Source organism: Bifidobacterium sp. 2450 (genome assembly GCF_041900695.1).
Classification (GTDB): domain Bacteria; phylum Actinomycetota; class Actinomycetes; order Actinomycetales; family Bifidobacteriaceae; genus Bifidobacterium; species Bifidobacterium longum.
Genome location: NZ_JBHEEA010000003.1, coordinates 20,841 through 46,722, shown reverse-complemented (window position 1 = coordinate 46,722; position 25,882 = coordinate 20,841). Strand labels below are relative to the sequence as shown.

Below are 25,882 nucleotides of genomic sequence, written 5' to 3'. Positions count from 1 at the left end.
CATCACCCTTCAGACGGATTTGTGGGCTAGAGTTTGAGCCATGACATTGCTGAGCAAATACTATGTACCGGGCCTCGCCATCGAAGACCATTCCATCGATGTTCCGCTCGACTGGACCGGCCACGAGCCCGGGCGGGCGTTCGGCGGGGAAACCATCAAACTGTTCTATCGCGTGGTCACCGCGCCCGAACACGTGCATGACGATCTGCCGCTGCTGATATTCCTGCAAGGTGGTCCTGGCGGATCCGGCCCGCGTTTGAACAGCCCTACTTCCGATGGGTGGATTGAAGAGGCAACCAAGCATTTCCGCGTGATCCTTCCGGACCAGCGCGGAACTGGACGTTCCTCCCGAGTGGATACGCACACGATGGCGCGATTGGCCGCCGCTCACGAGGATGATGCAGCCGGTGCCGCCCGCGCTCAAGCTGATTTTCTGAAGAAGTTCCTTGCCGATTCCATCGTGCGTGACTTCGAACATCTGCGCCTGACCGAATTCGGTGGCCGCAAGTGGGTGACGATGGGCCAAAGCTACGGCGGCTTCCTGACCCTGACCACACTGTCCCTGTTCCCGGCCGGCGTAATCGCCAGCTTCACCACCGGCGGCATCCCGCACGTGCCGGCCGACGCCGCTGAAGTGTACGAGCATACCTTCCCGCGCATGGTGCGCAAGACGACTCAGTTCTACGAGCGCTACCCACAGGACAAGGAGCGCGTGGCCGCCATCACCGACAAGCTGCCGACTACTGCGGAAGTCGCCGAATTCGTTGGCAAACTCACCGATTCCGTACTGAATCCGATGGCTGGTACCGATGTGGAGCATCGACTTGGCGTGATCGCCGGCATGGCCGCCCACGGCTTCCCGCTGATGCCGAACGGCGACCCGCTCACCGTCGAACGCTTCCAGTGCTTGGGATCCGACTTTGGCATGAAGCCGAGCTTCGAGCGTGTCCATTGGATTCTTGACGACGCCTTCCTTGATGGCGATGGTTCCGCTTCTACCGACTCGCCGTTGTCTGACGAATTTTTGACCAAGGTGATGAACGCCACTTCGTCGCGCCCGCTGTACTGGCCGCTGCAGGAGTTCATCTACGCCAACGGTGAGATGGAACAGCCGATTCGCTGGGCCGCCCAGCGCGTGCGCGATGGCAAGCCCGAATTCGGTGCTGATGAACGCCCGCTCAACTTCACCGGCGAGGCCATGTTCCCGTGGATGTTCGAACAGGAGTCTGCGTTACGCCCGTTCAAGCCGGCCATGGACCTGCTCATGGAAGACACGCACTTCGGCGTGATCTATGACGAAGAACAGCTGGCCCGCAATGAGGTGCCGCTGCAGGCCGCCGTTTACTTCGACGACATGTATGTCGATTCCGGTATGCAGCTCGACACCTTGAGCCGCGTGGGTAAAAGCCACTACTGGACCACCAACGAATTCGAGCATGACGGTCTGCACGGCTCGCTCGTCTTCAAGCACCTCTACACCGAAGCCCTCAACCGAGGCGACCTCGAAGAACTGTTCTGACTCAAGGAAGCAAGCTCCCTCTGATGAGGGAGCTCTGTATACATGCACGAAAGGAAAACGTATGACTCAGAACCTCACCATCGGTTTTATCGGATATGGCAACATGGCCCAGGCCATCGCCCAAGGCTTCGTTGACGCGGGCGTGGTCACCGGCGGCCAGATGATTGCCTGCGCCGCCCACTACGACAAGCTTGAGAAGACCACCGCCGAACTTGGCGTGCGTCCGTTGCACAATGCGCTGGAAGTGGTGACGGCCGCTGACGTGGTCATCATCGCCATCAAGCCCTACCAGATTGCCGCCGTTGTCAAGCCGCTGGCCGACGAACTTGCCAAGCCGGGCAAGATCGTCGTCTCCATCGCCGCCGGCTGGAATCTCAAGAAGTACCAGGACCTGTTCACCACCAAAGACGGCGAATCCGTTGACTCTTCGGACATCCATATCCAGTGCACCATTCCGAACACTCCGATGGCCGTGGGCAAGGGCGTGCTCGTCACCGAATCCGTCAACACCCTGACTGACGACGAAACCGAAACCTTCGAAAGCCTGTTCGGCCCCATCAGCCTCATCGAGCGCGTGGACACCGCGCATATGAACATCGCCATGGTGGTGGCTGGCTGCGCGCCCGCCTTCACTGACATGTACATCGAGGCCTTGGGCGACGCCGGCGTGCAGTACGGTCTGCAGCGAGCCACCGCCTACCGGCTCGCCGCCAAGATGGTCGAAGGTGTCGGCGCGCTCTACATGGCCACCGAAACCCACCCCGGTGCCATGAAGGACGCCGTCTGCTCGCCCGGTGGTACCACCATCAAGGGCGTCGCCCAGCTCGAAAAGGACGGTTTCCGCGGCTCGGTCATCGACGCCGTCGACGCCATCGTCGGCTGACTGCCAATCAGAGTTCGCGTATATTCGCATATCACAGTCAAGGCCTTCGAGCCGTATGCTCGGAGGCCTTTGCATATGGTTGGTTCGCCACATGCACGTTCAATGTGTCCAGCTTCTCCCTAGACTGGAATCATGTCTCTTACTATCGGAATCGTCGGACTGCCCAACGTCGGCAAGTCCACCATGTTCAACGCACTGACCCGCAACAACGTGCTTGCCGAAAACTACCCGTTCGCCACCATCGAGCCGAACACCGGCATCGTGCCGTTGCCGGACAAGCGCCTGCCGGTACTGGCCAAGCTGGTCCACACCGAAAAGGTCGTGCCCGCCACGGTGACCTTCGTGGACATCGCCGGCATCGTCAAGGGCGCCTCCGAAGGCGAAGGCCTGGGCAACAAGTTCCTGGCCAACATCCGCGAGGCGGACGCGATCTGCGAGGTCGTGCGCGCCTTCGAGGATGACGACATCGTCCACGTCAACGGCAAGGTGGATCCGGCCGACGACATCGACACCATCAACACCGAGCTGATCCTCGCCGACCTGCAGACCATCGAAAACGCGCTGCCCAAGCTGGAGAAGGATCTGCGCGGCAAGAAGATCGAGCCGGCCTACATGGACGCAGTCAAGCAGGCAAAGACCATCCTTGAAGCTGGCGAGACGCTCGACAAGGCCGCACGCGAGGGCCGCTTCGACAAGGATTCCGTCTACGACCTGCATCTGATGACCGCCAAGCCGTTCATCTACGTGTTCAACGTGGACGACAACGAGCTGGCCAACAAGGATCTTCAGGCCAAGCTCGCCGCTTCCGTGGCCCCGGCGCCGGCCGTGTTCCTCAACGCTCAGTTCGAGGCAGACCTGACCGAGCTCGACGAGGCGGATGCCCGCGAAATGCTGGCCGACGCTGGCTTGAGCGAGTCCGGCCTCGACCAGCTGGCCCGCGTGGGCTTCGACATCCTCGGCCTGCAGACCTTCCTGACCGCAGGCGTCAAGGAAGTGCGCGCCTGGCAGATCCACAAGGGCTGGACCGCCCCGCAGGCCGCCGGCGTGATCCATACCGACTTCGAAAAGGGCTTCATCAAGGCCGACATCGTCTCCTACGACGATTTCGTGGCCGCCGACGGCTCCATGGCCAAGATCAAGGAGGAAGGCAAGCTCCGTCAGGAAGGCCGCGACTACGTCATGGCCGACGGAGATATTGTCGAGTTCCGCACGGGGCTTACGTCTGGCGGGAGGAAATAGTGGGAAACAAGAATGCAACTTCTGTGGACGATAGTCTCAAAGAATGGGATAGTGCCTCGCTCATGCCTGGGGCGCAATGGATTCGAGCTGCGTTACAGGTGAACCCATATGGCTATGTGGGGCGCAGCAGCCCGAAAGACTATTTCAATGATGAGGAATCATATAATACGGCACTTTTGGACTGCTGCGACGAACAGGGTATCGGCCTGATTGCAATCACGGACCATTGGCGAGTTGATTCGGCAGTTGGCTTAATCAATGCAGCGCAAGATAGAGGAATTGTTGCGCTTCCTGGATTTGAGGCAAATTCATCGGAAGGAATTCATATCCTTGTCATATTTGAAGATGGAACACCATTTGATGAGATCAATGCTGCAATTGGACAGTGTGGTGCCAAACCAGGGTGTGCTAATGGCGAAGTAGGTGAATCGTATGCAGTTATTATGGAGAAGATGACGCGAGCAGGAGCTCTTCCGATTCCTGCGCATGTGAATGCGAGTCCTGCAGGTCTTCTTACCACTCGGTCTGGTCAGCCTCTCGCGGCGATGATTCGACAGCCAGATTTGCATGCTATCGGGGTATCCCCTCGTCGTGAGGCAGCTCGCGATCAAAAAGCAGTTGTAGAAGGTACTGGGATTTTTGAGCGAGTGCACCCCTTGGCTGTCATTTATGCTGATGACGTCATGGGGCCTCGTCATTTGAGAACCGAGGGAGCAAGTTGCTGGTTTAAGGTAAGCTCTGTTTCCCTGGAGAGTCTCAAGCTAGCTGTTCGTACACCGGAGACTCGAGTTTCTCTCTGTGACCCCCTGTCTGTACCGCGTGCGCGCATTATGAGTGTGTCTTGGATTGGGGGTTATCTCGATGGAGTGACCGTGCCAATCTCCTCAGATCTGACTGCGCTGATCGGCGGTCGTGGTGCAGGGAAATCGACTGTGATCGAGAGCCTTCGATACGCGCTGGATCTTAGCCCTATCTCAGATCAGATGAAGAAAGATCACAAGAACATTGTTGAATCAGTTTTGAATGTCGGCACGGTCGTACGTGTCAAGGTAGAGAGTGTGTCACCAACGACGGAGAGCTTTACCATTCAGCGAGAGGTCAACCAGCAGCCCGTTGTCCTGACCTCTAGCGACCAGATAACAAACCTTGCCCCGTCAGATGTGATCGGACCCGTTGAAGTGTTCGGGCAGCATGAGCTAGCTGAATTAGCAGGCGACTCGGTGAGTATTGCCCGACTAGTTCAGCGTTTTGCTGGATCAGAAGGGGACGATCCAACTCTCATCGATTTGCGCGAGCAGCTCCGAGCCAATCGGGAAGCGCTCAAAGGGATGGAGAAGGATAAAGCGGATCTGGAGGAGGAACAGGCGCAGGCTGACAGGCTCGAAGAGCAGCTCAACCGCTATCAAGAAACGGATGTGCCTGGGAAGCTTGAGGGACATCAGCGACTCGCACTCGATGAAGCCGTGTTTAAAGAAGCCTTGAAGCGTGTGGATGCGGTGGGAGATTTGCTGGAGCAGGATCAGAGTTCCGGTTGTCTGAGTGATCTTGTAGTGCCCCTTGACAACATTGACGGCGCGCCGCAGGCCGGATATCTGTCGCGAGCGTCGGATGAGCTGTCGGTTTTGTATACGACCTTGGCAGAGCTGATGAAGACTGCCTCCGGTGCGGTCGAGTCTGCTCGAAGTAAGATCGCTGCTGCGCAGTCTGACTGGAGCAAGGCAACATCGGCTGAGAAGGAGACGTACGCAGAAGTACTCCGACAGCTCTCAGACGAGGGACTGAATCCACGTCTGTATATTTCCAAACGCAAGGAATTGATGGACATTCAGGCCGCCAAACCCCGACTGGATCAGAAGCGGAAGGAGATTAGGCGGCTCTTGGATGAGCGGACCGAACTCCTCAAGAAGCTTCGTAACCGCGAGATAGCAGTCTCTGACGGGCTCCATGATGCCATTCGATGTGCCAACGACGCGACGGGTGGGGTTGTGGTGGTGAAGTCGACGCCGATTAAGGATCGCAGCCACGTCTTTGATGTCGTCAAAAGCCACATTCGCGGGCAGCGAAAGCAGATTGAGGCAGCTATCGACAGTTCTGATTTCACTCCACTTGCACTCGCAGAAGCGATCAGAAACGGCAATGAAGCTCTCGGAGAGTTCGGAATCAAAGGGGCGCAGGCAAAAAATATGCTTGAGGCTGGTGAGGAACTGGCGCGAGAGCTGGAAGAGCTAACTGTTGGATTGGGTGTTGAGGTTCTCCTCAGAATGGATGGGCTGCAGGGCCTCCGTAGCATGGACCAACTGTCCAAGGGGCAGCGTGCGACGGCGCTTTTGCTGCTACTGCTCGGAGCATCCGATGCGCCGCTTATAATCGACCAGCCTGAGGACGACCTGGACAACAACTTCGTTTACCAGGGTGTTGTTCGACGGCTTCGGGATCTTAAAGGAAAGCGACAGATTGTTGTGAGTACTCACAATGCCAACGTGCCAGTCCTAGGTGATGCTGAACTTATCGTGGCTCTTGAAAGTGATGGAACGCATGGGTGTCCTGCGAAGGGCGGCGTCGGCTCCTTGGATGAACGCTCGGTGCGCTTGCTTGTGGAGAATATTCTGGAGGGTGGGTCAGTCGCGTTTAATGCTCGTCAGCATCTATATGGGTTCTGACTTGAAATCCGGCGGGTCACATCGAGAGGCTGTATTCAGTCAAGAGTCTGGAAGAGAAGCATATTCAAAGGGCTGCAAGACTCCCCGTCAGGGCCCATGGGGTCGCTCTTATTCAACGACGGACGGGTGTAGCCTGATTCAGCTGGGTACTGAACTTGGCAATCGTAAGGAAGGATTGGGATTGTATGGGGTGGATCATTCTCTTCGTTTTCTTTCTGCTCATGCAAATCGTGATTCTGTTCGTGTTCTACAGAGTTGTCCTGAAGCCTCTTCCGGCTCAGATCAACGAGCTCCTTTTCTCAGAGCATTTCAAAAGTTGCCTTGCAAAGACTGCTGAGGACACGGCCGAACTGGTGCGTGCCAAGTTGCTTGAGTTGGAGAGCGAGCGACTGGAGGCGCTCTCAAAATACGAGGCGCTTAAGGGTCGTCGTGGCCTAACGACGACCGAAAGAAATGAGCGTGAAGGATTGAAGAAGACCTGCGCCCAACTGGACCGACAAATCAAGGGCGTCCGGGAGCAGCTGGGCTCATTGTATTCGGTACCAGTTCTCGTGTATCTAAGGAAATTCGAGAGAATCAGATTCGTGGCCGCGATAAACAAATATCTCGACGCGAGAACTCAAAGCTAACACTGCAAAGCGTGCCTGGCTTAGCTGGCGTTAACGAGAGCGGACGCTGGGTGGAGTTCAAGTTCAACGTCTCCAAGTAGTTTTCCTCGGCTCCCCTCTCTGAGGGGGAGCTGTCGCTGAAAGCGACTGAGGGGAGTGTTTCGGAAAGGTCCGAGCAGTGTTGGTTGCCCGGACCTTTCTTCATGCTGCGAACCTTTATGAACCTCGTTGAGATGAGATGTTTGCGTCCACCTTTCTCAGGCTTCCGCGTTCTCGTCGGCTCCTGTGACGAGAACATTCCTCAATGATTTCGATACCTGTATTTTCAGCGGACGTTTTCCGGTCTGTACGACCAGCCCCGCGGCCAAGAGCTCTTCCACGTATTTCCTTGCGCTCTGTTTGGACAGTCCGATGTGATGGGCCACTTCGTCCAACGACATGGATTTGGACGAGTCGAACAGCTCTTCCTGAATCACGCCATAGAGCACCGAGACGGCATTGCGCGATAGGCCATGCCTCTTTTCAAGCTGTGTACAGAGTATCCGACCTTTGTCGAGCTGATCGACCTTGATACTGAGTTCGTCAATCAGCTCATCCTGGGCTTGTTGGATGAATCCGAGGATGGTGTTCACGAAGAGCGTGAGTTCGCCGCAGTTCAGCTTGTCCTCCGCCTCCATGAATGCTTTGTAGTAGGCGTTCTTGTTCTCCGCGATGGTGCGGGACAGGGATAGCACGGTGGGCATAGTCAGGTCGTGGTTCAGGTACAGGGCCAGGAGATACCGGCCGGTCCTGCCGTTGCCGTCGTAAAACGGGTGAACATACTCGAACAGGAAGTGCGACATGATGGCCGACTGCAGCCGGGGAATCTCGTCGGAGGCCGTGAGGTGGATCATGTCGGTGAGGAGTGCGCCGATGTTGCCTTCGCCTTTGACTCCGTTATGGATCGCGAGGCCGTGCGGCCCCTGTATTTCCACATCGCCTTTCCGGAACAGGTCGCCGTCCGGCTGATCGCTCTCATCGATTTCGTCGAGCACGACCTTGTCATAGATGTCGCGGATGTCGGCGATGCCCGCCGGCAACGCGGAGTCCTTGTCCGTGAGGTTCAGGTACAGCTTGGCAAATTCGCTGAACCGCGCCTTGGAGTCGTCGCCGTCCCTCCTTGCCTTGTCGGCCGCGTCCACGGCGTCCTGGGTTTCCTCGCGGGTGCTGCGCACGCCTTCCATCTCGTTGGTGGCGAACAGTTCCTCACTGATGGAATGCCGTATGTAGTCCCAGCGCATGACGCCGGGAATCTGGTTCCAGAGCCGTGATATGCGCCTTTCGGCGAGAAGTATATTGTCCGTGAGCAGGGTCGTCTCGCGTGGCGTGGCGGAGAACAGTTCGCCCAATGGCGTGATGGCCCCGGTCCTGAATGTGGAATCTGCCTCAAGCCGCTGCCGTGCGAGTGCCGCATGGTTATTGAAGGAATCGACTGACCTGTCGGCATGGAACAGCCTTGCCAAACTTCTATACTTCATATCCATGAGAGAGACTCGCTTCCCAAAGAGCATCCTTGATTGTAGAAAGTATAATATAGAGAAGGAAATGAGTCAATAAACAACTATAAAATCATGGATAATACAAAAATATAGTTGTGCGCATGACTGCGTGTGAGTGACATATGCCATATGAAACATTGCGGGAATAAGCAAAGCATTTGAGGCAGCGCTGAAAATGAGGGTCTTGAAGCTTGTGTCCCGTATTCTTTCTCCATTCCGCGATAAACATCGTGACGAGACGCAAAGAGACACGATAAACCGCCTCAGTGTTTACGAAGAGCAGCTATAGGCGGTTTCAAGTATGCAGTATTGAGATGGGTTATGCGGCGAGTTCCACGGGCGCACGCTCGTCTAGTTTGGAATAGGGGATGACGGTCACTCCGTTGGAGTCCTTCTTCGTGTCATCCCGTCCGAACATGATGTCTTTCACGACGTCCTTGTCGAATCGGTTCGGTGCCTGGCAGAACCGGGTCGGATGGTTGGCGCTACGCTGGAACAGCACCCTCTTCTGTTCTGTAACGGCATCAGTACAATGTTCGTAGAACAGTTGTTCGCGCAAGGAAATGCCGGCATATGGTGCGTCATGTTCAAAGCATAGAGATTCATTATCCGGCCTCAACGAGAATGATTTGGTTCTAGCGCAATACATGCTTTCACGACACATGCTTTCGTAATACATACGTTGGTCAGAAGATATTGCGCTAGAACTCAGCAGTCACCGCACGTGGTCCACGATGTCGTTGACCTTGGCCGTATCGATATCGCGCTCGCCGAATGCCTGCCGCTCGTAGGTCAGGTCGATGTGGTGTTCGTGTGCGTAATCGATGATACGGCGAGCCAAATCGGCAATGTCGCCGGACTTGTTGAAGGAACGGCCACGCAGCAGCACGCGTTGCATAAGAGGGCGCATCGCCTTGACCAACTTGTACCGGTCTGACTTCACCTTCACCATCCAACCGTCGGCAAAATACAGCACCACGCCTTCGCGCAGACTCGCCTTGGCGTCGCCGATTGCCTGGGCGACTTCTTCCGGCGAATGGCAGATCGCCACCGTTTCCGGCCGCACGAAGCCGCCGGCAAGAGTGAACGTTTCCTCGCGAGCGGCATCGATGGAGAACGATTCGGCATTACGAATCAGATGCAGCAAGCGCAGCCCGGATGATTCGTATCCAACGATGTGCCGGTCGGACTCGCGATCGATGACTTCAAACGCCGCCGTGACATTCCACTCATGCAACATACGCCACAATTCGGCACGTACCGCTGAATCTGAAGGAAACAGGCGCTCGATAAGCGCGGAATAATCCGTTTGCCCCGACTTCGACCAGAAGCGGAACAATCCAGGAGTTCCCGCCGCGCCCACGAGCCCGAGAAATCCGTTCTCCTTGCGCTCAACGCGCACGGGCAACGACTCTGGATGTTCTTGAGCGTGATTGACGACTTGGGTGAACGACGTCTCCTCCGTCTCGTCCACAGCAAAGAACTTCTCGAACCCGCGTTGTACCACCTGACCGTTGCCGCCGACAAAAAGCCCTCGCGCATTGATGGTGCGATCCGTCCACCGATGTTCACGAAATGCCTCTGCAGTGAAATTGCACGCATACACGTCTGTTTCGCCGCGCACCGGAATAACCCGAACGTAAGGGTCCGCGCGCATACGCTCCAACAGGTTTCCATTCGGATCGCCCGGTTCCAACGGGCGGAACATCGCGGTGTGAAAACGCTTCCAGGACGAACGAATGTAATCTTCCGGAACACGGTCAGCGGTATCACGCGCCGCATTGCGACGCAACAATTCGTCCAGAGGAACGTCAAAATCCCTCGTTTCCCACAGTGCGCCATGCCGTTGAGCGAGTAGCGCCAGTTCGGCTGCATACCGGGGATTAGCGTGTTGCGCATCCGCCACCACATCCCACCCCGCATCCAATGCGTCGGCAATCATGTGCCGTCCCATGGCAACCACCATGTCATTGAATCGCTTGCCGTGCTCGGATTGCAGTCGGTCTCGGGCCTGTGCCGAGCCGGCGATCATGAGCCGAATGTCATCGAGAGAAATCACGCAATGCGGCCACGTGTTGGCGGGGTCCTCACACCATGAGCGTGCCCACGTGGACTTGCCTGAAGCGGGCAGTCCTCGCAGAATAATGAGCTTTGCCATAGCCAAGCTCCTTTCGTTGTGCTGTGGGGCGAGACAGGTGCCAGCGATGGCATAAGGTTCTGCTCGCCCCAATATTGCTTGTATTATGATTCGGCTGCCGAAACCGAGCCGCCTGGTTCCTGCTGTGCGGCGGAGTCGAGCATATCCAGCGGTGATACGCGCGTTGAATCGGTCGCGTGTGCATGGAACCAGTCGGCAATCTGTGTTTCGCTTACCGGTTGCAGATTCCATGCGTCCAGTCCAACGTTGAGGGCTTCGTGGCTGCGCCCTCCGGAGACAGCTGGTGCGTGTGACCATACAGCAGACGATGTCCGTCGAACGGCAATGCCTGATCGCGGAAACGTACGGCATCATCCGGCCAGCCATAGGCAAGATCCTCACGGTAGGGGAAATGCGATAGATTGACGGTCTCCGTCGCCTGCGGGCGGCCAATTTCGAGACCGGTCAGCTCCGCCGTGCTGTTCGGCTCAATCGATTCGAACAGATCTCGTGCGGGTGCATCGTCCAGCCACCAGTCATCGTGATTGCCGATAACCGCGTGCAGATGCCTGCAGCGCAGCTGACGCAGGCAGCTCTTCAGATGCCGGACCGATGTTCGGTATCCGATATCGCCCAAAATCCACAGCTCGTCGTCCTCGCCGACAATCCGATTGATATTGGCCACAATTGCTTCATCGTGCGCATCGGCGTCCGCGGCCTTGCGGAAATTGAGCCGGGAGTCATCAAGCACCACGCCCTTCGCCCAATCCTCGGCGGCCTTGCGTCCTTGCGAGGAGAGGAGAACGTCATACTGTGTGTGCCCAGGGTCGAACGTGGTGAATCCGCGCAGCACGCTGACCAGCGGATGCCCGAAATGCGTGTCAGTAGTGAAATACTTCATGATCTGTTGTTCTTTCTGAATATGTGATGGTATGCAATGGGTTTTGCCGCGGTGCATTGAGTTGCGACTATGCCAAGAACGCATGCTCGTACAGGTGCGTTTATGAGGCATGGTGCGAACGAGTCGGCTCGATATCACCGGCAATGATTCAGCTATGCGCCAATGAGAGGTGTACTGATCAGATTTGTATGGCAGCGAGCAGGCTGCGCTTGTTTCCGGTTATTGGCTGGAACTGAGCAGTGCGCAAACCCTGTTTGAAAGCGCATTCGAGCATCGCCGGCAGTTTCATCTGCTGGCGCTTGGCGTGTTCGTTCACGCCGTTGCTGCTGAATGCGATGTGTTGAATCATGGTGTGCACACCATAAGGTCTTACGTCCAAATCCGTCAAATCACGAGGTGTGTGAAATGCCCGTTGTATATAAAAAAAGTCCGGTGCAACGCACGATGATAATGCGCTGCACCGGACCTACTGCAGAAATAATTGTTACAGACTGTAGATTTGCGCGCTGAACGGCCAGAGCGCGAGCTTGGCCATTTTGAACGACTGGATGCCGAACGGAATGCCGATGATGGTGATGCAGTTGAGCACGCCTGCACCCAGATAGCCGAGTGCCATCCACCAGCCGACCAGTACCACCCAGAGGATATTGACCAGCGTGGAGCCAACGCCGCCACCGTATTGCACGGTTTTGCCGAACGGCGTCAAGGTAAGACCCGCCATTTTGAACGCCTGAACTCCTAGTGGAATACCGATAATGGTGATGCACAGAAACAGTCCGATCAGTGCCCAGCTGATGGCGATTGCCAGTCCGCCCAGAATGATCCACAGAATATTGCCGATGACCCTCATCGTAAGTTCCTCACGTTTGCCGGCATGGTGCCGGATACCGAATCGAATGCTGGATTCCATTCTATTGGGCGAACGCGGGCGAAATGTGGGGAATCGGTGACGGGACCCCTGAGCATCCCCTGAATCGTCCCTGAGCCGCATGCTCAGGCGCCTACTCGGGTGAGCATTCTCACATTCGGCTGATTTCTAGCGAAAAACCCTTGTGCGGGCGGGCTGTGGACTATAGCATCACGACACATGACCACTACACCGCAGCCTTCTCAGGCATCTCAGTCCACCGCCACCAAACCCGCCACCAACCGCGAGCTGCCCCTGCCGCAGTCCGACCGCGACCCCGCCCACCTGCAGGGCCACTGGCTTCTGGCCGGCATCGGCAAGCGCGTGCTGCGCATCCTGCGCAACGTTCTGGGCAACAAGGACATCCGCGCCCGCGTGCTCAACATGAAGCACACCTTCGACAAGTACCGCAACGAACTCACCGGTATCGCGTTCGTGGTGCGCAAGCCCGAAGCGTAACGACGGTGTGCCGGCCCACGATGGCCGGATAATGGGAAAACAAGCAAAAGCGATGACGCGTACGTGAGGTACGCGCGACGAATGGGAGAACAACATGGCCGATGAGAACGAGCAGCAGACCGCATGCAAGGCAGGACGCGACAAGCAGCATTGCAAGTGCAAGCAGCGTAGGGAAACCGCCGCGGCAGCCGAAGCGGCTGCCGCCAACGGCGAACACCACTGCGCCTGCAAGCACGACGCCCACGACGCCGAAGGCCACGCCGTTTCGACCGAGCCGCATCTTGGATTCATCGAAGACTAGGCCTCGTTGATCGATATCCAGGAGGAGGCCACCGTCTCCCGTACGGTGCTGCGCGAGGATGGCCTGCGCGCCGTGCTGTTCGGCTTCGACAAGGACCAGGCACTGAGCGAGCACACCGCGACCATGCCCGTGACCATCCAGGTGCTGGAAGGCAAGCTGCGCGTCGGCGGCGAAGGCCGTGAAGTCGAGCTTACGGCCGGCGGCATCGTCTACCTGAGCGCCCGTCTGCCGCACACCGTCTATGCCGTCGAACCCGGCAAGATGCTGCTGCAGATGTTCGACAACCGCGGCTGATTCGGTGAATGACGGGCAATCACGTATGAGAAGCTGATTGCCGTTAGACCATTCATAGTGGCTTCCTTCATATGGTGTTGGTCGTATGACCGCAATATGAAGGAAGCCATTTTTTTTTAAAAAAACGACAGCAGGTGGAAGCAATGTTCGAGAATACGAGGGAAGGTTTCTGAGCGAACAATCCGGCCCGTAATCCTCGGCATTGGCGCAACCGTGGCTGGCATAACGATATCGAATGCTATGAAATCGGCCCCGGCCTCAAGTTCGATATGCCATTGGCCATGTTCTGGACCGCGGTGTCCGGCCATGAGACGCCTGCGGCCAAGGATTTGGGCGGCACGTTGCTCAACCCTAAGATCCCTTGGGAAGTGGCCGGTATCGTTCTCGTGGCGTGACGGATGGATTGCCGTGGATGATTCCAGCCGCTGGCGAAACACGACCATCCCATATTATCGACCGGCCAAACCCATGCCAGCTCCAAGCACGAGAATGGCCGCATTCATGATGATGCGTGCCCCGTTCTCGATTACGTTGGATACGTCGCTGACGACACATTCCGCCTGTTCGCTCGGGCATATCGATGATCCGCGATGCATGTGCAGCAACACGTCGAGAACAATGGGCGGGAGCCTGTAGTCGTGGCTGATTGATATGGTTCGAGCCATGTGTTCTTATCGTTGCATGCTGGCGCAAATGAATAGCGCCATGATGTTCAAGCCTGCCATCTAACGGCTGGCTCGGCCCGTTGCTGGGGCCGGCGCATGCATACGCATTGTCATCGAATGTCATGCGTAATTGATTGATATGAAATTTGTCGTGAAATAGGAATCCAGAACACTCGTATGTCTCTTACCGTTGAATCAACTGAACCAACCATGTCCGAAACGCCCGAAGTTTCCGGCAACTCCGATATAGGTGCGGACACGAAGCCATCGGCCCCAACACAGACCTTAACCCCAGCCCAGACTTCAACCCAAACCTTGTCTCCAACCCCAGCTCAAGCCTCATCCGATGCATATGCCGAGGCCGTGGCAACGGCAGAACCCGATAACACGTGGATTCGCCGTGTGGCATTGTTGCTTACTGGCCAGGCGTTCTCACTGCTGGGTTCCAGCATCGTGCAATATGCCATCTGGTGGTGGATCGTATTGCAGACGAACAGCGGCATGGGTATGCTGCTGGCCACGTTGTTTGGCGTGGTGCCGCAGTCGATCGTCTCGATTTTCGGCGGCTCCTGGGCCGACCGGCACAATCGCAAACTGCTCATTATGCTGCCGGACATGGTGATTGCCGCAGTCACCGTCGTGCTATCGCTGAGCTTCGCGATGGGGTGGGCCAGTCTCACTCTGATCTTTGTGGTGCTGTTCATTCGCTCGGCTGGCGGCGGCATCCAGACGCCAGCGGTCCAGTCGTTCATTCCAGACGTTGCGCCCTCCGGCAAACTGCTACGTGTCAATTCAATATATGGCGTGATCAATTCGGCGAATATGATTGTGGCTCCAGCGGTGGCGGCCGTGCTTATCAACATGGTGCCGCTGTGGTCGATTCTGCTGGTCGACGTAACCACGGCGATCATCGGCGTAGGTTTTGTGGCAATGATCAAGGTGCCGGAGAAACGCACACCGTCAGCGGCCGCAGGCCAGGCCTCGCTGCAACCAGCCGACGACGATAATGCCGACCGTTCGCTGATCGCTAGCATCCGCCGCGTTCTAGCCGATCTCAAGGCGGGACTCGTCTACACGTGGAACCGGCCGAACCTGCGCAACGTGGTGCTTGGAGACGCGCTGACCTGTTTCATCGCCGTCGCTCCAATGAATCTGACGCTGTTGCTTATGGCCCGAGAATACGAGGGCATTGATCTGAATCTCGGATTCATTACCCTGACCACCGCCTCGGACAAGCTCGCCGCCAACGAACTGGGACTGAGCATCGGCATGCTGCTCGGCGGCGCGTTTATGTCCACCATCGGCGCCAAATTCATCCGAAATCACATGTTCATGGTCGCGCTCGGCATCACGTTGGTGGGCGTTACTGTGGTGGGCCTCGGCACAGCCCCGAACCTGCTGGTATATCTGCTTGTCGACGTGGCGAACGGCGTCGCCTCGGCCATCTGCGTGGGCCCGATGCGCACGATTATGCAGACTGATGCCGATGAAAAAATGGTCGGCCGCGTCTTCGGCCTCGACACCACCCTGAGCACGCTCGGAATGCCGCTCGGCATGTTGATCTTCGCGCCACTGGCCGACGTGATCCCGATTTCGCTGGTGTTCATCATCGGCGGTGTGCTGACTCTGCCCATCGGCATCTATCTGTTCGGCCAGGCGCGCCACAACACCAGTGCACAGGTGACTCGGACACAAGCCTGACAGTCGCCTGACAGTCACCTTGCAGGCGCAAAGTCAACTAGCAGATTTGCGCATACAGATCGTAAGATGCGTACTTCGGCAGATCGTAGACGGTAATCGAGAATGGCGTGGATCGGCCATTGCCCGGCCAATCCACGAATGCGATATCTCCATAGATGATTGCGTTCTGTGCGTTGCGCAGTACTAGGGAAATCTTGATCTGCTGCCCATCAGATGGCTTGAATCCGTCTGATGCGACGCGGACCTCGCCATTGAACGTCGTGCCGCCGTCCCTGTTGTCTATTTTGGATGTTCCGCTGATGGGGAAGGTGACGGCTCCCTGAGCTTTGGCGACGTTGTATGTATCCGGATTGAGCACAGTAAAATCAACCGTTTCCGGGGCGGTGCCTTCGCCTGCTTGGCCGGCGTCATATACAGTCTGATTCGGGAATGCCATATTCAGCGTTTGCGCCTGCGAGAACACGATGGAACCGTCTTTGGCCCGCCCCGTAATGGTAATCTGCGGATACTGCACCTGCTGGGTCGTACTGGTGTTGCGCAGGGCGAAAGCGTAGTGGACATACCCCTGCTGGTTCGCCGACCAGCCGGATTCCACTATTTTCAGAGGATTGTCGGTGACGGTGTCTTGATTGTCTCCATCAGCGCCGTCAGTGCCGCCTACTCCGCCCGTGCCATTGGCATTGTCGGTTCCTGATCCGTTCGAGGAGTGCCCGCCATCGGCCTTATCGGTTGATTGGCTGCTGGATTGTGTCGAGGAATCGGGTGATGTTGCCGATCCGATAATGCCGATTTGGCCTGCCAACACAATGCCTCCCGCAATGGCGGCGATTATCAGTGCCGCTCCGGCAATGGACCACAGCACGATGGCGCGTTTGCTCAAGTGCAGACGCCGGAATAGTCGAGACGCCGACGTGCTGCCGTTCGTTGTGTTCGTCGATGGCGGATTTGCCGATGATGCGTTCGGTATGGGCGGATTGGACTGGGAGAACAGCGCCTGACGAAACTCTTGGACGCTCTGTGGCCGTTTGCTGGGCTCGAATGCGCACGCATAGCCGATGACGGCGCGTAGTCGAGCCGGTACTGCGGCATCATCGGCAAGTCGTTGCTCGTAGTCGCTGGCATCGGGATATACGCCGGTCAGCATGAATCCGAGCAGTCGGCCCAGCGAGAATACGTCGGAACGCGCGTCGGTTTTGGCAAAGCCATATTGCTCAGGCGAGGCGAATCCGTAGGTGCCAAGCGCCGTGGTATCCCGTGAACGGTTGCTTGCCTCTGACCGGATGCGCGCGATGCCGAAATCGATGAGATGCGCGCCATCCTGGGCCACGATGATGTTGGCCGGCGTGATGTCGCGGTGAATAACGCCGTGCTGGTGCAGTTCCTGCACGGCTTCGCAAATTTGGTCGATAAGCTGCACGGCCACATTCGGTGCAAGCCGCCCGTTTTCCTCCATAATTTGCGCAAGCGTGCTGCCCGGCACGTAATCGTAGACGATGACGAACCGGTCGGGCAGCTCGTACGTTGCCTCCACGCGCGGCAGACGATTACTCTGGCAGGCGCTGAGCGCCGCCCACACATTGCGTTGCGCTAGGGGAGAGGGAATCTTCTTGCGTACGAACGGGCCGTTGCCGTCAATGCTCACCAGTTCGGTGACGCCGGAAGGTCCGCGAGCAAGCGTGCGCTCAACATGGTACGCATCGTCGATGCTCATCGCATGCATCGCTTGCTTATCGTCCATGTCTCTCCTTGATGCCCTCTGACTTGCGTCTCACTGGTGAGTGTTGTTGGGCCGAATGTCGTCAATCGGCCGGCAGCAACGTCGCCTCTCCCATACGATACAACTCGTCGTCCGTGGCAATGCGGTCGAATCCATTGCGTATGCACCAGATGATAATCGCGTCACGTCGCTGTTTGCACCACAGTTCGGAAACGCCTGCAAGACGAAGCAGCCGTTGGGTCTCGCGTAATGTGCACTTGAGACCAAAAGCCAGCATGATGGCGTGATCTCGGCCGGGGCGGCTTTTGCCGGAGAAAATGTCATAAACCACTGTGGCGTTGAGGCCGGATGTCCGCACCACGTCGGCTCGTCTCAGGCCATGGGCTTCCATACGGTCGAACAGATAGTCGGTCAGCGTGCGTGCGCTGACAAGTCCCTCATCGAGATACTGCTCAATGCTGGCGCTGGCGAGCAGCCGATCCAACAGTTCCTCGGTCAAATGTTCTTCGGGGATGTCTGCCATTGCCCATGCTCCTTGTCGCTGTGCTGCGGGTGCTGTGCTGCGCCATCGTACGCGGTTGCTCGATTCCCAGCGTACAGGACGCCGACTTTTCGGAAACACGCCGAAGAATTCCGTTGTCAGCTGATGTATGACCCGCGCGTGTCGTCGAGAATGGTCGATGCCATCCGTGTAGGCGCGGTGGCGGAAAGGATGTTCATGCGCGGTATCAAGCATCGACAATAAAGCTAACATGCATACAAAATGCTAATTTGCGTACATAATAACAACGCCATACACTGGTTTCGATGTATCGCAGAGCAAAGCGAGCAATAAGAAGGGACGCAATGATGAGCGAACGATACCGGCTTGCCATGGCAGTCGGATTGACCGTAACGGTTGCCGGGCTTGCCTCTTCTGTGCTGGTAATGCTGCTGCTTAAGGAAAGAAGGACATCATGACAACGCCATTTGATCAACAACCTCAGCCGGTTCCACCGTCCGAAGGCACGAATGACGCACCGGAAGATCGCGCGAATGCGCCTACCGTGCCGAATACTGTACCGGCTGGCCAACCAAACGTAGCGTCTGATGGTGCTACCACTACTCCGATGACTCCGGCTACGGCATCGCAGCAGCCCGCTGGCGCGCCATTTGATCGTGTATATGCGGTCAGTCCGCAACAGCTGTTCCAAGTTATTCACGACCAGCTGACTACTGGCGCCACGTTTACCTTGGATAACGAAAACACCCAGACCGGAGCGTTTTCCTTCCACTCCTACGATGGGGTGAACTGCATGCTAACCGTAGTCCCGCAGGGTGCGGCAGGGGCCGCCGTTCGTCTGGAGGCGACCGGGAACGAAAGCGCCAAGCGCGTTGATGAGTTCCTCGCCGCTCTGGACAAGCGTATTGGTGTGGCTCCTGCACCTGCCACACATGGTGCCGGTGCTGCCGCTGGTTTTGCTGGTGCCGCTGCGCCTGCCGTGCTTGCTCCGAATGCACAAGGGGTGAAGAAGACTTCCAAGCTGGCTGTGTTCGCCATTATTTGGGGAGTGTTGTTCGTACTCGCCCAATTTGTGGATGTTTTTGGCCGATCCTGGGGCGGACTGCTGTTCGCCACGGTGATTCCGGCACTGCTCTCAGGCTTCGCCGTATACGTGACTCGCCCGAGTGGCAAGGTGCAAGGCCGAGTGCTGGCCTGGGTGGCAGTCGGTATCACCGTTGTGGGTCTGGTAATCGGTGGCGTGTTCGTAATTCGTGACGGTGCGAAGGCCAAGGCTGATCAGGCGGAATTGGAAGCATCGCTCGCCACCAAGTGCGAAGCATATTCATGGCCGGAGTCGGATATCGCGGCGCTGCTGCCGCAGCCGAAATCCACCAAGGGTGAAATTAAAAGCGAGTCTTCGGACTACTTCTCCATCGAGGTGTGCGATACCGACGCCAAGCAGTATGCCGACTACGTCAAGTCCGTGCAAGACAACGGTTTCACCGTGGACTATAACAAGTCCGCTGACATCTTCAATGCCAAGAACGCCGATGGATACAGGGTGAGCGTTTCTCGTGACACTGACGACGAGACCATCATGTCCATCACTATCCGGGTTCCGGAGAAGAAGGAAGATACGTCTACGGACGGCGACGCCGCGAAGCAGGATGATAAGAGCACTGATACGGGCACTGATTCCAGCGATGCCAACAAGCAGAGCGACCAGTCTTCGGATCAGAAGGCGCAGCAGAACACCAATGACAGTGCTGACTTCAAGTCCACGATGGACAGCTATGAGGCCTTTATCGATGAGTATGTTGCCTTCATGAACAAATATCAGAAATCCGATAACGTGGTCAGCATGGCTACCGACTATGCCAGCATGATGAAGCGTTACTCTGAGTTCTCCCAGAAGGTAGACGCCATTGACGAAAACTCCCTCAGCAGTGAGGATTTGGCCTACTACACCGAGGTCATGACTCGATGCACGCAGAAGCTCGCATCGGTGGGCCAGTGATCAGACTGGCGTATCGAGGTAACGGTTTTCCAAGAAAGGGGACGATGACGGTATATGGGCATACGCGGCAGACAGTATACGCCAATGGATGAGCCGGCCTTCAACAAGGCCATCCCCGGAACGGAGGCTCTGGCCGGGACACTGAAAGACACTTTTGGCGCATTCCGTAGTGGGCTTGGGATTACCGAACCCGTGGTTTCGGTGAATTGCGAAGGTTGTGGCGCTCCGCTTTCCGGTCATCGCAAAGAAGTCGTTCGATGCGAATACTGCGATCGCGAAACGCGGCTATAACCAACATGCCAGCATAACGGCCGGTCTTGCGATTGCATAGTCGCAAGACCGGCCATATGCATGAGATATCGAGGAAAAACAGATGGCAGTTATTAAGGCGTTCGCCGGCGCGCTCGGCGGTACATTCGCGGACCTGTGGCGTGATATCATCACCGCTGGTCCGTTCACGGAACACACCGTCGTTGTGCCGGGCATTCCCCGCGGAAGCAACAACGATCGCGGTTCGAATGAATACGGTTCCGAGGGAATAATCACCAATGGTTCGCGTATCTATGTGCCAGAGAATACTGCGGCGTTCATTTTCTCTGAAACAGGTATCGAAAACGTCATCACCGAGTCGGGCGGTTATGAATATCGCAACGGGGAACAGAGCGTGCTCGCCGGAGACGGCATCGGATCGTTCTTCAACCAGGTCGCCGATCGATTCACCTTCGGAGGCCAGCCTGGCCGCACCAAATATGTGGCCTTCGTCAACCTGCGTGAGATTCGTGGCATCAAATTCGGCACTTCTGCGCCGCTGGTGTATAACGACCGGTTCTATGGCGTCGATTTGGAAATTCGCGCACGCGGATCCATGTCGCTAAAGGTCACTGATCCAGTTCGATTCGTTCGTAACTTTGTGCCTGCCACTACCGTGTCGTATTCATTCGATGATGAAGGGCCACGTAGGCAAATTCTGTCTGAATTCGTACAGTCGTTTATTGTGGCCATCAATTCGCTGTCCAATGAATATCGTATTTCGCAATTGCCCGGCAAGGCGAATGACATCGCAGCATGCGTGCGTGGCGATCGAGCCAATGCCGGTACATGGAATGATCGTTTTGGCTTTGAAGTGTCCAGCGTGGGCATCGAGAGCATCGAGTTCACCGAGCAATCACGTCAACTCGTGCAGCAGTTCGCCTCGAATAAGATGAATGTTGCCGCATACGAGGGCGTTTCCCAACAAGCTGGCAATATGGCTGCCCAGCAGCGCATTGCGCAAGGCATTCAAGACAACGGCTTTGGCGATGGTGGCATGTTGCTTGGTATGAATATGGCGCAATCCATCAATCCTATGACCGCCGCCCCGGTTCAAGCGCCGGCACCTGCGCCGGCACCGGAAGCCGCTGCTCCCGCCTCTCACACGGCATCCATGTCTGTGGAAGAACAAGTCGAGGCGATGAAGAAATTGAAGGAATTGGTTGATATCGGCATTCTTTCCCAAGAAGAATTTGATGCAAAAAAGCACGAAATTCTCGGCCTATAAACGGCGCATTCATGCAACTCGAGACAGTTGATAATGAGGGAAACGTTGGTGCGGTATGACGGAGAGAACAATGAATGAACATATCATTGAATAAGCAGTAATTATCAGGATGGTTGGATTCACATTGACGTGGTTCCGACCATCCGCGGATCTGCGACTACAAGGGAGAGAATAATGTTGAACAACGGGGTTCGTTTCGGGAACATGAAGCGTGTCAATCGTGCGGTTTGGGCGTTGGCCGTGATTCTTGTGATGGTTCTGGGTCTTGCGCTTGCGGGATGCTCGGGGTCTTCTGACGGTGTGGACGGCAAGGAGGAATCCACAATTCGAAAATTGCCGCCATCGCCAAGAAAGGGCGTTCGCTGTCTGACGTGAAGGACGAGCTCAAGGATGCCGGTTTTTTCTCATCTGATTATGAGGTGAAAAGCGACACGGACAAAATGGTGCTCAGGGCTTCGAACTGGGTTGTTCAATCCGTGGAAGATGGAGACAAGCCTGTTATCAATGTTCGTAAAGCCAGCGATATAGCGCAGGAGGAGGCCGCTCGGCAGGCACAACAGCAACAACAAGCACAGCAGAATGTGTGCTATGCAAACTGCTCTGAAGCTCGCGCGGCTGGAGCGGCTCCGATTTATCAGGGGTAGCCCGGATACAGTAGCAAGCTCAATCGCAATCACGATGGCGTGGCCTGCGAGTAACGCTCGCGTTGTTGAGGAGGCTCAGCGCTTGTTCGGGCCGCCGTCCGGGAACATCAAGTAAGTGATGATGCCGGCGGCGGCTCCACTGGCCAATGCGCCGGTGATGACGGCAAGAGCCTGCATCGCTGTGCTGAGCGCGGGCTTGCCCGTTGCGGCAGTCTTTGAAGCCTTCAATGTGGCGGCACTGGGCTTGCGTTTCTCGGTGGCGGCGTTGTCGGCAACGTTGCCACCGTCCGTATTGACTGGGGCATTGTCGGCAACGGCCTCGCCGTCCTGCTCTTGGGCGCGCCGTTCGCGAATGCGTTGCTCAATGGGATCGTCGACCAAAGTCTTGATGATGCGTGCCAGATCGCGGTCTTCACGACGTGCGATTTCGGCGCTGAACACCGTACGTAAAGCGAGATACTGCAGTTTGGTCATCGGGCTTTTGCCGGTCTCCAAGTTAGACACCGTCTGTCGCGCGACTCCCAGCTCGTCGGCCAGTTGCTGAGTCGTCCATCCGGCTACCTTGCGAATCGGACCCAGGTTCTCCTGAAACTTATCAATCCACCATTGTTCGATTTCAGACGTCGCCATTACGCACCTCCTTCCACGCTGTCACCAGTGTACGTTACCTGTACCGAAATCAATCAAAAAACAGTGTTCATGTGAAATTCACTGCGTATTTGCGCTTTCGCCGGCTTACCGAGATTAGCCTTAGACAAGGAATAACAGAGTAGAAGCAGAAGGTATGCGCGTATTCGATTTCGACGGAACTATCTATGATGGCGAAAGCCTGTTCGACTTGTACCTGTATTCCGCCCGACACGACCCGAAAGTGTTCCGCTATATTGCCCCCGTGCTGCGGTACGCAGTCAAATACAAGCTTGGCCGGGCCACGCTTGAACAAATGGAATACGGCGTGGGTAAGATGACCGAAGGCTATCTCACGGAACTGAGTCGATCCAAACGGGTGGCGAGCGTCGAACAGCTCGTGGACGACTTCTGGGACCGATATTACGCACGTATCAAGTCTTGGTACCAGCCTGAGTCGGACGATGTGCTCCTCACCGCATCCTTCGGTCTGACGGTGGGGGAGGCCTGCCGCAGACTCGGCGTGAGGAATCTCGTGGCCAGCGAGGTGGATGTGGAGACGATGAAGGTCACGTACCTCAACTTCAACACCAACAAGACCAAACGGTTCCGCGAACTGTACGGTCCGGACGCCGTCATCGACGAGTTCTACACCGACTCCAAGTTCGATCAGCCGATGATCGACATGGCCCGGCATGCGTTCATGGTCAAGGGGAACACCATCACGCAGGTCAAGTAGGAAACAACAGAAAACAACACAACGTAACCAATAACGAAAGAGGAACACATATGAGCATGCCGCTCGATCTCTACGTAATCCGGCATGGCGAATCCGAAGCGAACGTCATCGTCCAGGCGGGCGAACAGGGCGACAATTCCCTGTACACGCAGGACAACGTCACCGTACCCGACCGCTCCTGGAGACTTACCGCCACCGGACGCAAGCAGGCCGACTGCATCGGTCGCTGGCTGGTCAGCCAGCAGCAGCTGTTCGACCGCTACATGGTCTCGCCATACGTGCGCACCCGCGAAACCGCAGCCACCATGGCCCTGCCCAAAGCCAAATGGGAGGAGAACCGTGTGCTGCGCGAACGTTCTTGGGGTGAAATCAACACCATCACCAAGGACGAATTCAAAAACAACTACGCGCGCAACTGGAACTTCAAGAACACCGATCCGCTGTACTGGCGTCCGCCGGCAGGCGAGTCGATTGCCGATGTGGCCGAGGACCGTGTGCACAACATCCTGACCTCGCTGAGCCGCAAATCCGATTCGGAATCCGTGGTCATGGTCACCCACGGCGACTTCATGCTCGCCCTGATGCTCACCATCGAGGATCTGGCCGACGAGGAATTCCTGCATCGCGCCGATTCGGACGACTGGAAGATCACCAACTGCACCTGCCTGCACTACACACGCCGCGACCCGGAAACCGGCCGCACCTCCAAGCGTGTGCGCTGGGAGCAGACCGCCCGGCCCGTGCTCGACGAGACAACCGGCCGCTGGGAGGTCAAGGTGGAGCCGTGGCGCGAATTCAAGCGCCCGTATCTCTCCAATGGCGATTTGGTGGATGTGGTGCAGGCCGTCGATCCGCACCTGCTGGAGTATTATGGCAAATAGCCTTTCCCGGAAGAGAGACTTCACAAAATCTTCGTGAGCTAGAATGGCGCGTAGTGCGGCTGGTTGTGAATGCCGTGCCCCAAGCGAGAGCGAGGAGAGTAGTAATGTCCAATATCTTCCAATGGCAATTGCATGGCGACGGCAAGACGCTGGCGCCCGGCGAGGTCGTCGAGCCCGATGAACGTCTGACTTGGGTGCGCACCGCCGGTATCGGCGCACAGCACGTCATCGCCATGTTCGGTGCCACCTTCCTGGTGCCGATTCTGACGGGCTTCGACCCGTCCACCACCCTGTTCTTCACGGCTATGTCCACCGCACTGTTCCTGCTTATCAACGGGAACGTGCTGCCGAGCTATTTGGGCTCGTCCTTCGGCTTCATTGCACCGATCACCGCGGTCACCACCGCCAACAAGGGCATTGCGGTCGCCAGCTTCGGCATCATGGTCACCGGTATTCTGCTGGCCCTGGTTGGCGTGCTCGTGCATTACGCCGGCTCCAAATGGATCGACATCATCATGCCGCCCGTGGTCAACGGCGCGATTGTGGCCATCATCGGCTTCAATCTGGCACCTTCCGTGTGGACCAACTTCCAAGCCGCGCCCGACACCGCACTGGTTACCCTGTTGGCCGTGCTGCTCGTGGCTGTGCTGTTCAAGGGTCTGCTGGGCCGCCTCAATATTTTGGTCGGCGTGGTCATCGGCTATGTATACGCCTGCAGCCGTGGCCAGGTCGACTTCTCCGCCATCGGTGACGCCGCATGGATCGGCTTCCCGAAGTTCCACCTGCCGCAGGCCGATTTTTCCATCCTTCCCATGTTCGTCCCTGTTGTGCTCGTGCTTGTGGCTGAGAACGTCGGCCATGTCAAGTCCGTGGCCCAGATGACCGGCCGCGACTACGACAACCAGATCGGCACCGCCCTCATGGCCGACGGCCTGGGCACCACGCTTGCCGGCTTCGGCGGCGGCTCCGGCACCACCACCTACGGCGAGAATATCGGCGTGATGGCCGCCACCAAGGTGTACTCCACCGCCGCCTACTGGTGCGCAGCCGCCTTCGCCCTGATCCTGAGCCTGTGCCCGAAGTTCGGCGCCGTGATCAACACGATCCCCGCCGGCGTGCTCGGCGGCGTGACCACGATGCTGTACGGCATGATCGGCATGATCGGCATCCGCATCTGGGTTGAGAACAAGGTCAACTTCGACAAGCCGCTGAATATTATGGTGGCCGCCATCACCATGATCATTGCCATCGGCCAATTCGCGTTCACTGTTGGTGGCATTTCCTTCAACGGCATTGCCATTGGCACGATCGTGATTCTTGTGGCCTACCACGGCCTGAAGGCCATTGGCAAGGCAACCGGCACTATTGCCAAAGACGATCCGGATATTTTGTAGTGTGTTTTAGGGCTACTGGGCCGTATTGTG

Annotated in this window: 22 protein-coding genes and 2 pseudogenes; 15 read left to right on the top strand and 9 right to left on the bottom strand. The window is 56.9% G+C overall.

The annotated features are described in order from the left end of the window. Window positions 1-40: 40 nt before the first annotated feature. The 5 genes from ACEUKI_RS01330 to ACEUKI_RS01310 all read left to right on the top strand — a co-directional run bounded on the left by ACEUKI_RS01330 (window position 41) and on the right by ACEUKI_RS01310 (window position 6,930). Window positions 41-1,519: an alpha/beta fold hydrolase gene (locus ACEUKI_RS01330; RefSeq protein WP_374156393.1), complete on the top strand. Its 1,479-nt coding sequence runs from the start codon at window positions 41-43 to the stop codon at window positions 1,517-1,519. A gap of 61 nt (window positions 1,520-1,580) precedes the next feature. Further along, window positions 1,581-2,402 carry a pyrroline-5-carboxylate reductase gene (gene proC / locus ACEUKI_RS01325; RefSeq protein ID WP_374156392.1) on the top strand — a complete coding sequence of 274 codons (822 nt, stop codon included), beginning with the start codon at window positions 1,581-1,583 and terminating at the stop codon, window positions 2,400-2,402. A 132-nt stretch (window positions 2,403-2,534) separates the two neighbouring features. Next, window positions 2,535-3,641, top strand: coding sequence for a redox-regulated ATPase YchF (ychF, locus tag ACEUKI_RS01320; RefSeq protein WP_374156391.1), 1,107 nt, complete (start codon window positions 2,535-2,537; stop codon window positions 3,639-3,641). Further along, window positions 3,641-6,301, top strand: coding sequence for a TrlF family AAA-like ATPase (locus ACEUKI_RS01315; protein ID WP_374156390.1), 2,661 nt, complete (start codon window positions 3,641-3,643; stop codon window positions 6,299-6,301). The genes ychF and ACEUKI_RS01315 overlap by 1 nt, the downstream gene beginning before the upstream one ends. A gap of 185 nt (window positions 6,302-6,486) precedes the next feature. Beyond that, window positions 6,487-6,930: a hypothetical protein gene (locus ACEUKI_RS01310; RefSeq protein ID WP_374156389.1), complete on the top strand. Its 444-nt coding sequence runs from the start codon at window positions 6,487-6,489 to the stop codon at window positions 6,928-6,930. Window positions 6,931-7,166: 236 nt separating this feature from the next. On the opposite strand, the gene ACEUKI_RS01305 is transcribed toward ACEUKI_RS01310, so the two are convergent. The 6 genes and pseudogenes from ACEUKI_RS01305 to ACEUKI_RS01280 all read right to left on the bottom strand — a co-directional run bounded on the left by ACEUKI_RS01305 (window position 7,167) and on the right by ACEUKI_RS01280 (window position 12,335). Beyond that, the gene (locus ACEUKI_RS01305; protein WP_374156388.1) at window positions 7,167-8,432 is read right to left on the bottom strand and encodes a Fic family protein; all 1,266 of its coding nucleotides are present in this window, start codon (window positions 8,430-8,432) and stop codon (window positions 7,167-7,169) included. A gap of 334 nt (window positions 8,433-8,766) precedes the next feature. Then, window positions 8,767-8,949, bottom strand: coding sequence for a hypothetical protein (locus ACEUKI_RS01300; protein ID WP_374156387.1), 183 nt, complete (start codon window positions 8,947-8,949; stop codon window positions 8,767-8,769). A 213-nt stretch (window positions 8,950-9,162) separates the two neighbouring features. After that, complete coding sequence (locus ACEUKI_RS01295) at window positions 9,163-10,605, bottom strand: RNA ligase (RefSeq protein ID WP_374156386.1); 1,443 nt, start codon at window positions 10,603-10,605, stop codon at window positions 9,163-9,165. Between the two features lie 83 nt (window positions 10,606-10,688). Continuing rightward, window positions 10,689-11,485, bottom strand: a pseudogene (locus tag ACEUKI_RS01290) (phosphoesterase). A gap of 178 nt (window positions 11,486-11,663) precedes the next feature. Beyond that, window positions 11,664-11,834 (bottom strand): hypothetical protein, encoded by a 171-nt coding sequence (locus ACEUKI_RS01285; RefSeq protein ID WP_374156385.1) that lies wholly within the window; start codon window positions 11,832-11,834, stop codon window positions 11,664-11,666. Window positions 11,835-11,969: 135 nt separating this feature from the next. Next, window positions 11,970-12,335 carry a YccF domain-containing protein gene (locus tag ACEUKI_RS01280; RefSeq protein ID WP_374156450.1) on the bottom strand — a complete coding sequence of 122 codons (366 nt, stop codon included), beginning with the start codon at window positions 12,333-12,335 and terminating at the stop codon, window positions 11,970-11,972. Window positions 12,336-12,572: 237 nt separating this feature from the next. Here ACEUKI_RS01280 and ACEUKI_RS01275 point away from each other — a divergent pair, with 237 nt between their 5' ends. The 4 genes from ACEUKI_RS01275 to ACEUKI_RS01260 all read left to right on the top strand — a co-directional run bounded on the left by ACEUKI_RS01275 (window position 12,573) and on the right by ACEUKI_RS01260 (window position 15,812). Further along, the gene (locus ACEUKI_RS01275) at window positions 12,573-12,851 is read left to right on the top strand and encodes a hypothetical protein (protein ID WP_080784942.1); all 279 of its coding nucleotides are present in this window, start codon (window positions 12,573-12,575) and stop codon (window positions 12,849-12,851) included. Window positions 12,852-12,945: 94 nt separating this feature from the next. Beyond that, window positions 12,946-13,152: a hypothetical protein gene (locus ACEUKI_RS01270; RefSeq protein WP_374156384.1), complete on the top strand. Its 207-nt coding sequence runs from the start codon at window positions 12,946-12,948 to the stop codon at window positions 13,150-13,152. Between the two features lie 6 nt (window positions 13,153-13,158). Next, entirely contained in the window at window positions 13,159-13,446 is a 288-nt protein-coding gene (locus ACEUKI_RS01265) for a cupin domain-containing protein (RefSeq protein ID WP_374156383.1), read from the top strand. Window positions 13,447-14,426: 980 nt separating this feature from the next. Beyond that, the gene (locus tag ACEUKI_RS01260; RefSeq protein WP_374156382.1) at window positions 14,427-15,812 is read left to right on the top strand and encodes an MFS transporter; all 1,386 of its coding nucleotides are present in this window, start codon (window positions 14,427-14,429) and stop codon (window positions 15,810-15,812) included. Window positions 15,813-15,849: 37 nt separating this feature from the next. Here ACEUKI_RS01260 and ACEUKI_RS01255 read toward each other — a convergent pair whose 3' ends face one another. Beyond that, the gene (locus ACEUKI_RS01255) at window positions 15,850-17,550 is read right to left on the bottom strand and encodes a serine/threonine protein kinase (protein WP_374156381.1); all 1,701 of its coding nucleotides are present in this window, start codon (window positions 17,548-17,550) and stop codon (window positions 15,850-15,852) included. Window positions 17,551-17,611: 61 nt separating this feature from the next. Then, a complete protein-coding gene (locus tag ACEUKI_RS01250) occupies window positions 17,612-18,052 on the bottom strand; it encodes an XRE family transcriptional regulator (protein WP_181896145.1) in 441 nt (146 codons plus the stop codon). A 433-nt stretch (window positions 18,053-18,485) separates the two neighbouring features. Between ACEUKI_RS01250 and ACEUKI_RS01245 the strand changes: the two genes are divergently transcribed. From ACEUKI_RS01245 to ACEUKI_RS01235, 3 genes and pseudogenes are all read left to right on the top strand, one after another. Then, window positions 18,486-20,030, top strand: a complete 1,545-nt coding sequence (locus ACEUKI_RS01245) for a DUF6591 domain-containing protein (RefSeq protein WP_115769968.1) — start codon at window positions 18,486-18,488, stop codon at window positions 20,028-20,030. A gap of 373 nt (window positions 20,031-20,403) precedes the next feature. Continuing rightward, window positions 20,404-21,567 (top strand): SPFH domain-containing protein, encoded by a 1,164-nt coding sequence (locus tag ACEUKI_RS01240; RefSeq protein WP_118069023.1) that lies wholly within the window; start codon window positions 20,404-20,406, stop codon window positions 21,565-21,567. Between the two features lie 440 nt (window positions 21,568-22,007). Further along, window positions 22,008-22,265: pseudogene (locus ACEUKI_RS01235) on the top strand (excalibur calcium-binding domain-containing protein). Between the two features lie 21 nt (window positions 22,266-22,286). Here ACEUKI_RS01235 and ACEUKI_RS01230 read toward each other — a convergent pair. Next, window positions 22,287-22,841, bottom strand: a complete 555-nt coding sequence (locus tag ACEUKI_RS01230; protein WP_374156380.1) for a helix-turn-helix transcriptional regulator — start codon at window positions 22,839-22,841, stop codon at window positions 22,287-22,289. 154 nt (window positions 22,842-22,995) lie between these two features. On the opposite strand from ACEUKI_RS01230, the gene ACEUKI_RS01225 reads away from it, so the two are divergent. The 3 genes from ACEUKI_RS01225 (at window position 22,996) to ACEUKI_RS01215 (ending at window position 25,852) form a co-directional block, all read left to right on the top strand. Further along, a complete protein-coding gene (locus ACEUKI_RS01225; protein WP_374156379.1) occupies window positions 22,996-23,577 on the top strand; it encodes a haloacid dehalogenase-like hydrolase in 582 nt (193 codons plus the stop codon). Window positions 23,578-23,627: 50 nt separating this feature from the next. Continuing rightward, the gene (locus ACEUKI_RS01220; protein WP_007053407.1) at window positions 23,628-24,458 is read left to right on the top strand and encodes a histidine phosphatase family protein; all 831 of its coding nucleotides are present in this window, start codon (window positions 23,628-23,630) and stop codon (window positions 24,456-24,458) included. A gap of 104 nt (window positions 24,459-24,562) precedes the next feature. After that, a complete protein-coding gene (locus ACEUKI_RS01215; RefSeq protein WP_374156378.1) occupies window positions 24,563-25,852 on the top strand; it encodes a uracil-xanthine permease family protein in 1,290 nt (429 codons plus the stop codon). Window positions 25,853-25,882 lie beyond the last annotated feature (30 nt).

Bases quoted from the DNA above. Each gene is read 5' to 3' on its own strand.
- ACEUKI_RS01330 (WP_374156393.1), top strand. From the start codon at position 41: ATGACATTGCTGAGCAAATACTATGTACCGGGCCTCGCCATCGAAGAC.
- proC (WP_374156392.1), top strand. From the start codon at position 1,581: ATGACTCAGAACCTCACCATCGGTTTTATCGGATATGGCAACATGGCC.
- ychF (WP_374156391.1), top strand. From the start codon at position 2,535: ATGTCTCTTACTATCGGAATCGTCGGACTGCCCAACGTCGGCAAGTCC.
- ACEUKI_RS01310 (WP_374156389.1), top strand. From the start codon at position 6,487: ATGGGGTGGATCATTCTCTTCGTTTTCTTTCTGCTCATGCAAATCGTG.
- ACEUKI_RS01305 (WP_374156388.1), bottom strand. From the start codon at position 8,432: ATGGATATGAAGTATAGAAGTTTGGCAAGGCTGTTCCATGCCGACAGG.
- ACEUKI_RS01295 (WP_374156386.1), bottom strand. From the start codon at position 10,605: ATGGCAAAGCTCATTATTCTGCGAGGACTGCCCGCTTCAGGCAAGTCC.
- ACEUKI_RS01285 (WP_374156385.1), bottom strand. From the start codon at position 11,834: ATGATTCAACACATCGCATTCAGCAGCAACGGCGTGAACGAACACGCC.
- ACEUKI_RS01280 (WP_374156450.1), bottom strand. From the start codon at position 12,335: ATGAGGGTCATCGGCAATATTCTGTGGATCATTCTGGGCGGACTGGCA.
- ACEUKI_RS01275 (WP_080784942.1), top strand. From the start codon at position 12,573: ATGACCACTACACCGCAGCCTTCTCAGGCATCTCAGTCCACCGCCACC.
- ACEUKI_RS01270 (WP_374156384.1), top strand. From the start codon at position 12,946: ATGGCCGATGAGAACGAGCAGCAGACCGCATGCAAGGCAGGACGCGAC.
- ACEUKI_RS01255 (WP_374156381.1), bottom strand. From the start codon at position 17,550: ATGGACGATAAGCAAGCGATGCATGCGATGAGCATCGACGATGCGTAC.
- ACEUKI_RS01250 (WP_181896145.1), bottom strand. From the start codon at position 18,052: ATGGCAGACATCCCCGAAGAACATTTGACCGAGGAACTGTTGGATCGG.
- ACEUKI_RS01245 (WP_115769968.1), top strand. From the start codon at position 18,486: ATGACAACGCCATTTGATCAACAACCTCAGCCGGTTCCACCGTCCGAA.
- ACEUKI_RS01240 (WP_118069023.1), top strand. From the start codon at position 20,404: ATGGCAGTTATTAAGGCGTTCGCCGGCGCGCTCGGCGGTACATTCGCG.
- ACEUKI_RS01230 (WP_374156380.1), bottom strand. From the start codon at position 22,841: ATGGCGACGTCTGAAATCGAACAATGGTGGATTGATAAGTTTCAGGAG.
- ACEUKI_RS01225 (WP_374156379.1), top strand. From the start codon at position 22,996: ATGCGCGTATTCGATTTCGACGGAACTATCTATGATGGCGAAAGCCTG.
- ACEUKI_RS01220 (WP_007053407.1), top strand. From the start codon at position 23,628: ATGAGCATGCCGCTCGATCTCTACGTAATCCGGCATGGCGAATCCGAA.
- ACEUKI_RS01215 (WP_374156378.1), top strand. From the start codon at position 24,563: ATGTCCAATATCTTCCAATGGCAATTGCATGGCGACGGCAAGACGCTG.